8 protein-coding genes and 2 pseudogenes are annotated in these 8,745 nt (G+C 70.1%); 5 read left to right on the top strand and 5 right to left on the bottom strand.

Features of this window, described 5'->3' with window-relative positions; genetic code table 11:
- Positions 1-335 (bottom strand): transposase (locus tag ACWFQ8_RS14690; protein ID WP_453786579.1); only part of this gene is annotated, 335 nt, incomplete at its 3' end.
- A gap of 730 nt (positions 336-1,065) precedes the next feature.
- On the opposite strand from ACWFQ8_RS14690, the pseudogene ACWFQ8_RS14685 reads away from it, so the two are divergent.
- Positions 1,066-1,143, top strand: a pseudogene (locus tag ACWFQ8_RS14685) (hypothetical protein); the annotation flags it as partial.
- 67 nt (positions 1,144-1,210) lie between these two features.
- A pseudogene (locus tag ACWFQ8_RS14680) lies at positions 1,211-1,795 on the top strand (transposase); the annotation flags it as partial.
- Positions 1,796-1,870: 75 nt separating this feature from the next.
- Here ACWFQ8_RS14680 and ACWFQ8_RS14675 read toward each other — a convergent pair.
- Positions 1,871-3,223, bottom strand: coding sequence for an SMI1/KNR4 family protein (locus ACWFQ8_RS14675; protein WP_453786578.1), 1,353 nt, complete (start codon positions 3,221-3,223; stop codon positions 1,871-1,873).
- A gap of 149 nt (positions 3,224-3,372) precedes the next feature.
- Here ACWFQ8_RS14675 and ACWFQ8_RS14670 point away from each other — a divergent pair, with 149 nt between their 5' ends.
- Positions 3,373-3,690, top strand: coding sequence for a hypothetical protein (locus ACWFQ8_RS14670; RefSeq protein WP_453786577.1), 318 nt, complete (start codon positions 3,373-3,375; stop codon positions 3,688-3,690).
- A 134-nt stretch (positions 3,691-3,824) separates the two neighbouring features.
- Here the strand turns inward: ACWFQ8_RS14670 and ACWFQ8_RS14665 are convergent, their stop codons facing one another.
- Complete coding sequence (locus ACWFQ8_RS14665) at positions 3,825-4,559, bottom strand: hypothetical protein (RefSeq protein ID WP_453786576.1); 735 nt, start codon at positions 4,557-4,559, stop codon at positions 3,825-3,827.
- A gap of 116 nt (positions 4,560-4,675) precedes the next feature.
- Between ACWFQ8_RS14665 and ACWFQ8_RS14660 the strand changes: the two genes are divergently transcribed.
- Together ACWFQ8_RS14660 and ACWFQ8_RS14655 are read left to right on the top strand one after the other, a co-directional pair.
- Entirely contained in the window at positions 4,676-5,671 is a 996-nt protein-coding gene (locus ACWFQ8_RS14660) for a magnesium and cobalt transport protein CorA (RefSeq protein ID WP_453786575.1), read from the top strand.
- Positions 5,672-5,739: 68 nt separating this feature from the next.
- A complete protein-coding gene (locus ACWFQ8_RS14655; protein WP_453786574.1) occupies positions 5,740-6,297 on the top strand; it encodes a mycothiol transferase in 558 nt (185 codons plus the stop codon).
- 70 nt (positions 6,298-6,367) lie between these two features.
- Here the strand turns inward: ACWFQ8_RS14655 and ACWFQ8_RS14650 are convergent, their stop codons facing one another.
- Positions 6,368-7,570, bottom strand: a complete 1,203-nt coding sequence (locus ACWFQ8_RS14650) for a putative Ig domain-containing protein (RefSeq protein ID WP_453786573.1) — start codon at positions 7,568-7,570, stop codon at positions 6,368-6,370.
- Between the two features lie 177 nt (positions 7,571-7,747).
- Entirely contained in the window at positions 7,748-8,641 is an 894-nt protein-coding gene (locus ACWFQ8_RS14645) for a LysR family transcriptional regulator (protein WP_453786572.1), read from the bottom strand.
- Positions 8,642-8,745 lie beyond the last annotated feature (104 nt).

Raw genomic sequence — 8,745 nt, 5'->3', positions numbered from 1 at the left:
GGGCATGACGGCGACGACCCGGTGGAGGAGCATTCCTTGAGCGTGTGGCCGGCATCCCCGCAACCCGACGTTGTCCACCGTGCCGACGATGCCTTGGCGGCCCAGCGCGCCATGGCGTTGTAGCAGGTTCGCCAAGGCGGATAGTCCTTGGGCAGGGCCCGCCACTTGCAGCCGGTGTCGACGACGTACCGAATCGCGTCCACGATCTCGGGCCGCGGGTGCTTCTCCGGCCGGCCGCCCCGAGGGGTCTCGCAGGCCGGGATCGGCAGGAGCGGTTCGATCAATGCCCACTCGTCGTCGTAGGTGTCCGAGGGGTAGCAGCGGTGCCGGGCCAACGTCCCCTCCCTTCATGAGGGTAAATCTGTTCGGAAGTCCGATTCGGATGAGTTCGTGCAGTGGTCACTGTGACCGTTCTCCGAACGATTCGTTCCGCGACCGCCAGGCCCTCATGACGCACCGGCGCGAGCAGTAGACGGCGTCCGAACGCCGATCCACCCCTGCCACCCAGGCTGTCCCGCACTCGCGACACACCGCCCGGCCCGCCCCGTTCCACTCCGCCATCACCCGGCGCCGCAACCGACGAGCCCGCCGCCATGACCTGGCACGGCATAGCTCGAGCAGAACACGGCGTCCGGCCGCGCGGCCGGCCTCAACCGGTCACCGCAGCCTCCACACACCCGCACTCCGGGCCGCCCGGAACCTTCGGACACCACTACAGGCTACGGCCCCAAACACCTCGAAATCAGGGATATGGATCAGGCAATGATCACCTAGGCCGCGATAACCCTGATGACCAGGCGCATCACCCGCCGACAGTCCCGCCGGGCCACCCAGCCGGCATCCCGGGAACACACCCGAGACTGACCCGTTCACCGCCATCAACCGCATGGTGAGGTCCGGACGGATCGGCATCCACCCGGACCTCACCCAAACGAGCGCCCCCCTGTCGGCGTACAGGCTGCTCTCGGGTGTGTCAGTGGTGGCTGTGATCCTGTCCCGCATGGATGAGAGAACCTTCTGGGCGCTCATGACCGCACAGAGCGGCTGAGGTGGCTGCGCGAGGAGTTGCTGCGCCGGCCAGCCACAGCAGGAGTGGAGTTCCAGGCGCGCCTGGAGGCCGCATGCGAGGCCGTCGCCACGGGTGCGCTGTGGCGGGCGGTAAGCCGGATCGAGGGCGGCTTGTGCTCCGACGACGGCTTCGACTGCGAGGGTGATCGGGCAGATCCGAGACCAGCTCCGCAAACGCGTCCGCCGGGACATGGGCCGCTCCCCTGGAGCGGTCGCCACCATCATCGACTCCCAGTCCGTCAAGGCCGCCGAGACCGTCGGCAAGGACTCGCGCGGCTACGACGCGGCGAAGAAGATCAACGGCAGGAAGCGGCACCTGGTGGTCGACACCAAAGGCCTGCCGCTGTTCGTTATGGTCACCCCGGCCGACATGACCGACCGCGACGCGGCGAAGGAACTCCTGTTCAGGCTGAGGCTCATGCACCCGGAGATTGCGATCGTCCGGGCCGATTCCGCCTACGCCGGACAGCTCGTCGACTGTGCGAAGAAGTACCTGAACCTGACGTTGAAGACCGTCAGCCGGCCGAAGAACGCGGTCGGGTTCGTCGTCCTGCCCCGCCGTTGGGTGGTCGAGAGGTCGCTGGCCTGGGTCATGCCCGCCCGCAGACATGCCCGCGACTACGAACGTCTCGTCCAGCATTCGGAGTCGGTGATCACCTGGGCCGCGATCACCCTTATGACCAGGCGAGTCACCCGTCGGCAGTCCCGCCGGGCCAGCCAGCCGCCCTCCCGCGAACACACACGCGATTGACTGGAAACGTGCCTGAGGCGGTTCCCATCTGAACCGTTGCTTGCCTCAACGCTAAGCCTCAGGGCCGAGGTCTCCTTCGAGGACGGCCTGGATGATCCGTGGCCGGTCCCAGAGGGCGAGGAGCTCGTTGGCGATGGCCGCGATGGACAGGGAATCCTCATCGTCGTGCGGTGTGATGGCGGCGGCCGACAGGGTGCGGGGGACGGCGCCGCCGTCCAGGAGGACGCGCCATTCCTGCGGGCCGAGTTCCAGGAACTCCAGTCCGGTGAGCTCGATGGTCTCCAGGGGGTCGGCCAGCGTGCCGGGGCGCGCGGTGAGGGTGCGCAGCCGGGGCAGTCCGATGAGCGGGGTGAGGCTGAACGGCGCGCTGGCGCACTCGCTGATGGACAGGACTTCCAGGGCGGGGTGTGCGGCGTCCTGTACGTCCTGGAGGTTTCCGGTGCCCACCGCGGCCGCGATCGGTAGTCGATCCGTGGACGGGTCGGGTTGTTCCTCTCTCAGCTGGTCCAAGGCCAGGTCGGTGAGGGAGTCGGCCACGAGTTCGGCGCCGATGCTCTTTTCGTGGTCGATCAGGATGACCTGACCGAGGTGTCCGCGCGGGCCGGGTGTCAGATCGACCGCCAGCCACTCTCCCTCGCCTCTGCACCCGATGACGATCCATCCGGGTGAGCAGGCCAGGCTTTGCACCGTGGCATCGGGTCGGGTGACGGCTGTCTCCGTCGCCGCGAACTCCCAGCGGGGGGAGCGGGTCGTCACGTCGACGGTGTAGAGGTCGTCCAGAGTGAAGAGCTCGCAGCCGACCACCCCGAAGGCATCCCTCCAGTCCTCCCAGTGTGCCGGTGCCATCCGGTAGAGGACCTTGAGCTCTTCGGAAAGCGTGACGCCGAGGTGCGCTTCGACGTCGGCGATCTCCTCCTCCGTCGCTCCGACGGCCTCGGGCAACCGCTCGCGGAGCGTGCGTTCCAGCAACTCCAGGTCCGCCGAGGGGGCCGGCCTCGCGTCAGGGCTCGGATCCGGAAGGCGGCGCCAGGGCTCGGGCAGGGCGCCCTCGACCAGGACGAGCACCCCCAGGTCCGGGCTGCCGAAGGCGGCTTCCACGGCCGGGCCGCGTTCGACCAGCCGGAGCGTGGTCCTTCCTGTCGGCCAGATCTCCGCCGTGAAAACGATCTCGTCGACTCCCGCACGCGCGAGTGCTCTGTGCACCCGGTCCACGACGCGTTGACAGGCTGGCGACACGGGTCCCCGCAGGGGCAGGCTCCAGCCGTTCTTGCCCATGCTCCCGGCTCCGCGGATGGGTCGCCCGGTATGCCTCTCCGTGTCGTAGGTCCGCAGGAGCCGCAGCACGGGCTCCCACATGGCGAAGTTGCATATCGACGAGGGCAAGGGAGGTCTCTGCTCAACCATGCGGAGACCGTACGCGGAACCAGTGATAGCAAAGGCGCCGGGTCGCCGTCCTCAACACCACAGGTGAGACGGCCTGCCGCAACCGGGTGGGTCACCTACGCGCTCAGCGGGCCAAGTAGAAAACGCTCAGGGCCAAGTGCACGGGGGATATGGATCAGGTACTCACTGCGGTTGCCGCGCTCGCGACCGACTACCCGCTCGGGCGTCTGCGCCCGTGGCGTTGTCTGGGCGACTGGGCGGCCGATCAGGTCCCCTTCACCAGGTCGCGGGTCCAGGAGCGAACCGGCCGCCACGTCGTCGTCCTGGCCCACGCGGTCACCGCGCCCCGCGCCAGCTGGCGCATGTTGCGCGCCGGCCACCGAGACACGGGCGCAGGCGCCCCAACGCGATCCGGACTGGATCGCCCGGACCTCCTGCTGGACGACCTCGAATACGCATGGGGGCCGCCCACCCGCCTCAGCCGGTGAGCATTCAGAGCGGACGGCGACGGGCAGCACGGAAGCCTCCGTGCTGCCCGTCACTCTGCCCAGGTCAGGCGCATTGTGGGGCCAGTCCCAGCGGTCCCGTTCGTCGGTCGGACAGGGTCCGGCCACAGGCTTGATCAATCGCCCGTAGGGAGCCAGGTTCGGCTACGCCGTACTGCGATCTCTGCGCAGACAACGGCTACGACAAGGCCGCTGATGGCGATGCCGAATGTACCGGCAGCCACGAGCCCGCCCGAGAGCTCGCCTCCGTCGCCGATCGAGAGCAGCATCCGACCGAGTAGATACGTAGCCACTCCGGCGCCTGCTCCCGCAACCGCGAGGGGAACCGAGAGGTTCCAGAAGGCGACTCTCAAGTAGAATCTCCTGTCGCGTCGGAACGAAGCGATCGGTCCGAGGCCGCGCGCCTGGTCGTCGAAAACCGAGGCCGCGCCCACGATTCCGGCGAGGACCAGGGCAAGCAGACCGATCACAGCGGCATCCAGCACCCACTTGACGTAGTCGGCCCTCGCTTGCGCGCCGAGCATCCCCGACTCCACCGGCACATCGAGCATAGGGAAGCCCAGAGTCCGGTAGGCGGCACTCCAAATCTGTTCGGCTCCGGCCCCGCCGGCGGTGTTGAAGACGACCAGGGAGACGCTTACAGGGTCGGTGATGCCAGGGTGGCGGGAGGTGATGCTCACCTCGTCCGGTGAGAGGCCGAGAACGGCCAGCGCTGTGCGGGGCGTGACCCCAAGGTCCGCCACCGCGTCCGTCAGTTCTGCTGCTGCCGTTGGGCAGGTGCTCAGTGTTCCGAAGAATGCCAACGCCTGGCAGTCGGCAGACAGCGTCGTACGGTCGCCTTCGCGGTACATGAGGACTGAGGGATAGCCGGCGAGCTGTGCGCGGAGCTGGTCGAAGCGGGCTGCCGGTCGAACCGGCGCCTTCGCCCCACGTGCATGAAACCGGAGCGTTGAAGCATGCGGGAGGGATGGAATGCGTGGTGTACGGGAAGCGGCCCGGCCGACCGGAGACGGTGGAGTGCGACCTCGACGACGAGGCGTGCCAGCTGGTCCTCAAACGGTTGCGGGGGTTGGACGAGGGCGAGTTCGGCTGGGTGCGCCTGGTCGATCCGTCCGAGGACGAGCTCGCGCAGCTGGCCGACGACCTCGGTCTGCATCCGCTGGCGGTGGAGGACGCCGTGCAGGCGCATCAGCGCCCCAAGCGTGAGCGCTACGGCGACGTCCTGGCCGTCGCGCTGAAGACCCTGTGGTACACGGAGGAGGAACCGGCGGTCGAGACCGGCGAGATGATGCTCTTCGTGGGTCCCCGCTACGTCCTCACCGTGCGGCACGGAGAGGCGGACCCCTGTCCCGAGGCCGCCCGCCGGCTCGACGCCGACCCGCAGATGCTGCGGTTCGGGCCCCGGGCCGTTCTGCACGCCGTGCTGGACGTCGTCGTCGACGCCTACGGCGAGGCCGCCGACAGGGTGCGCGCCTCGCTCGACCGGCTGGAGGACCAGGTGTTCTCCTCTTCCCGCGTCGACCACACCGAACGCATCTACTCGTTGAAGCGGGAGGTCCGCGAGTTCCGTGACGCGGTGCAGCCTCTCGTTCCGGTACTCAACGGCCTGGTGGGCGCGCTGGGCGAAGAGGAGCATCCGACGAAGGCGCTGCCGTACTTCCGTGACGTGGCGGACCACTTGCACCGCACCGATATCGAGGTGCGTACCCTCGACGAGCTGCTGACTTCGGTCCTCGACGCCCAGCAGGCCCGGGTGGGCACCTGGCAGAACGACGACATGCGGCGCATCTCGGCGTGGGCGGCGATCTTCGCCGTCCCGACCATGGTCGCCGGTGTCTACGGCATGAACTTCGAGCACATGCCCGAGCTCGGCTGGACGTACGGCTACCCGCTCGCGGTCTGCCTCATGGCGGCGGCGTCGGGCGGCCTCTACCGCGCCTTCCGCCGCAACGGCTGGCTGTAGGTCCCCGGGAGGGGGCCCGGCGGCAAATGGCTGGCGTGCCCCGGTGGGCACGGGCGACTATGGGCCGCATGAGTGAGGAACCCGCGCGGTGGACCCAGGCAACCGTCTACCCGGACATGTGGGCCGACCCGGCCGACGACCCCCGCGAGATGGAAGGTGCCGGTCCGGAGGGCGAGCTCGCGACGCTGCAGGGCTTCCTCAAGGACTACCGGCTGACCCTGCGGATGAAGTGCGAGGGCCTGGATCCGGAGCAGCTGGCCCGCCGGTCGGTTCCGCCGTCGACGCTGTCGCTGCTCGGTCTGCTGCGCCACCTCGCCGAGGTGGAACGGGACTGGCGCAACTGGATCACCCACGGTGAGACGGAGCCGAAGCTGTACGGCGACGGCGGAGACTTCGACGGAGTCGTCGCGGAGCAGGCCGCGGTCGACGCCGCGTACGTCGACCTGGCGCGCGAGCAGGCCGCGACCGACGCGGTGCTCGCCGGGCACCCGGATCTCGGTGAGCGTCTGGGGAGGGAGAACATCCCGGGCCGGGAGCTGATGGTGCACAGGGTCGAGGAATACGCCCGCCACTGCGGGCACGCCGACCTGCTGCGGGAGTGCATCGACGGGCGGGTGGGCCAGTAGCGCAGGCGGCGGGGCGGGGCCTGCCCGGGCCGGCGGCGTGCGGCGCGGGCAGGGGTCGGCGCGGTGCGGCCTACGACCAGGTGAGGGTGAGCGGAAAGGCCGTGGTGGCCGAGGCTCCGGTGGCGTCGGTCACGGTGGCGGTGATCCGGACGGTTCCCGTGGCCCAGGGTTTGCCGCTGATGCGGCCCGTCGCGGTGTCGAGGACCAGTCCCCAGGGCAGTCCGCTCGCGCTGTAGCGCAGGGCAGGCTTCCCACCGGTCGCGATGAGCTGGATGGTGCAGCTCCGGTTGAAGCCGCACGTCTGCGGGCCGGGGTCGGTGATCTTGAGGTCGCCGGTGGGCGGGGGCGTCGTGCCGTCGCAACCGGGAGCGGCCCCGGCGGGCAGCGGTACGCGCCAGAGTTGGTTGTCGTTCTCGGAGCCCACCACGAGCGTGGCGCAGTCGGCGTACGTCACGATCTCGCCCTGGGGCTGGGCGGGCAGGGCCACATCGGCCAGTTCGGCGCCCGTCGACGCGTCGTACACCGAGGCCGTGTTCGCCCCGAGGGGTCCGCCGCTGCGCAGGGTGTATGACCTGCCGGTCGGTGAGAACGCGCCGTCGGTGGCGAAGACGGGGCCGGGGCGGACCGGAGTCAGCGTGTTGAGCTGTCCGGCCTGCGGGGGCAGCGGCGCCCTGTAGAGGCGGCCGGCGGCGCCGATCAGCTTGCTGGCGACGTACAGCTGCCCGGTCGCGGGGTCGGCGAGGAGGGACTCCGCGTCGTGGCGGCCGTCGGCGTAGGCGAAGCGGTGGGTGACGGGGCTGACGGTGGCGTTCGCGAGGGTGTCGGGTTCGGGGAGGGAATGGACGGTGAGCTCGGCGCGGCCGCTGAGGTTGTCGCCGATGTCGCCCACCAGGATCACCGGACGGCCGGCCTGGTCCTTGCCCAGGGCCAGCGCTTCCCAGTCCGTGTTGGAGGTGCCTGCGACGGTGAGGGTGGCCCTGAGCCGGCCGGTGGGGCCGGAGCAGTCGACGGCGAAGACCTGGTTGGTGTTGCCGCTGTCGTTGACGGCGTAGAGGACGCCGGGGTGGCGCGTACTCGCGGCGAGCCCGCTGATCTCGGTCAGGCCCGCGGGCAGGGTGCAGTGGGGTTCCGGGGCCGCTGCGGACGGCGCCGGTGGGGGCCGGTGCGCGGTCGGTGCGTACGCGGCCCCGGCGGGCGGGAGCGGTAACAGCAGGACGAGGCTCGCGGCGGCGGCTGTCGCGGCGGCGCGGGGGGACGTGAGGAGTCGGGGCATGCGCACAATGTGGCGGCGGCGGTCGCGGTTCCCAAGCGGCATGCACCCCCGCGTTGGGCATGGACCGATGCCGGGCGGGCATGGCGGGCACGGCACACGGCAGGCACGTCAGGCACGGCAGCCACGGCAGCCACGGTGACTGCGGGGCCCACGGCTCCGCGCCCAGTCGGGGGGGCGTCAGCGGCTCGGTTCGCGGACGGGCGAGTTGTGCCGGGCGTGGGCGAGGAAGGCCCGCGCGGCGCGGCTCAGGGGGCGCCTGGCGTGCACGATCCCCACGGGCCGCAACAGCGGCGGGGTGAAGGAGCGGACCTCGGCGCGGCGGCCGAAGGAGCGCAGGACGACATCGCGGTACCAGATGAGCGAGCCGCGGCCGTCGATCACGCCGGTGACCCAGGCCAGCCGTTCGTTGACCTCCAGGGTGGGCACGGGGCGTACGCCCAGGCTGCTGAACATCGCTTCCAGCTCCGTACGGCGGCCCGTTCCCGGCGCCGGCAGCACCATGTCCAGGCCGTCGAGCATCCGGAAGGGCAGCGGGTCGGGGAGTCGGGAACCGAGGGGCGATATCAGGACGACCTCGCGCTCCTGGATGTGGTGCGCCGACAGCTCGCTGTCGACGGGGAGGTCGACGAGTCCCAACTCAGCTGTTCCGTCGATGAGTTCCTGGACGAGCACTTCCCGGCTGTCGTGCTGGTGAAGGCGTACGTCGACCCCCGGGCTGCGTGCGGTGAAGGCGGGGACGAGGTCGACCGCCAGATCGAGCGCCAGGGTCGGAGTGGCGACTACGTGCAGGGTGGCCCGGGTGTTCTGCGCGTGCGGGGCACCGACGTCCTCGATCGCCTCGACGGCGTCGAGCACCGTACGCGCCAACCGGACGACGCGGGTGCCTTCGGGCGTGAGGTCCACGCCGCGCCCGCGGCGGGCGAGCAGTTCCACTCCCAGGTCGCGCTCCATGGCCTGAACGGCTCGGGACAGTGCGGACTGCGCGACGAACACCGAGGCAGCCGCCCCGGTGATGGAGCGGCAGTCCGCGACGGCGACGAGGTATCGAAGCTGCGCGAGTGTGGGGGTCATGACCGGACGGTAACTCCCGGATCGTTCCGTTGTAAGGGGCAACCGAATGAACAACCGGTCGGCTGCGGAGGCCCGCATACCGGGTTGACCGCGAGCCATACCCG

The organism is Streptomyces sp. NPDC055254, from assembly GCF_053606025.1.
The sequence above is the reverse complement of the archived record's forward strand: the minus strand, read 5'-3'. Positions and strand labels throughout refer to the sequence as shown.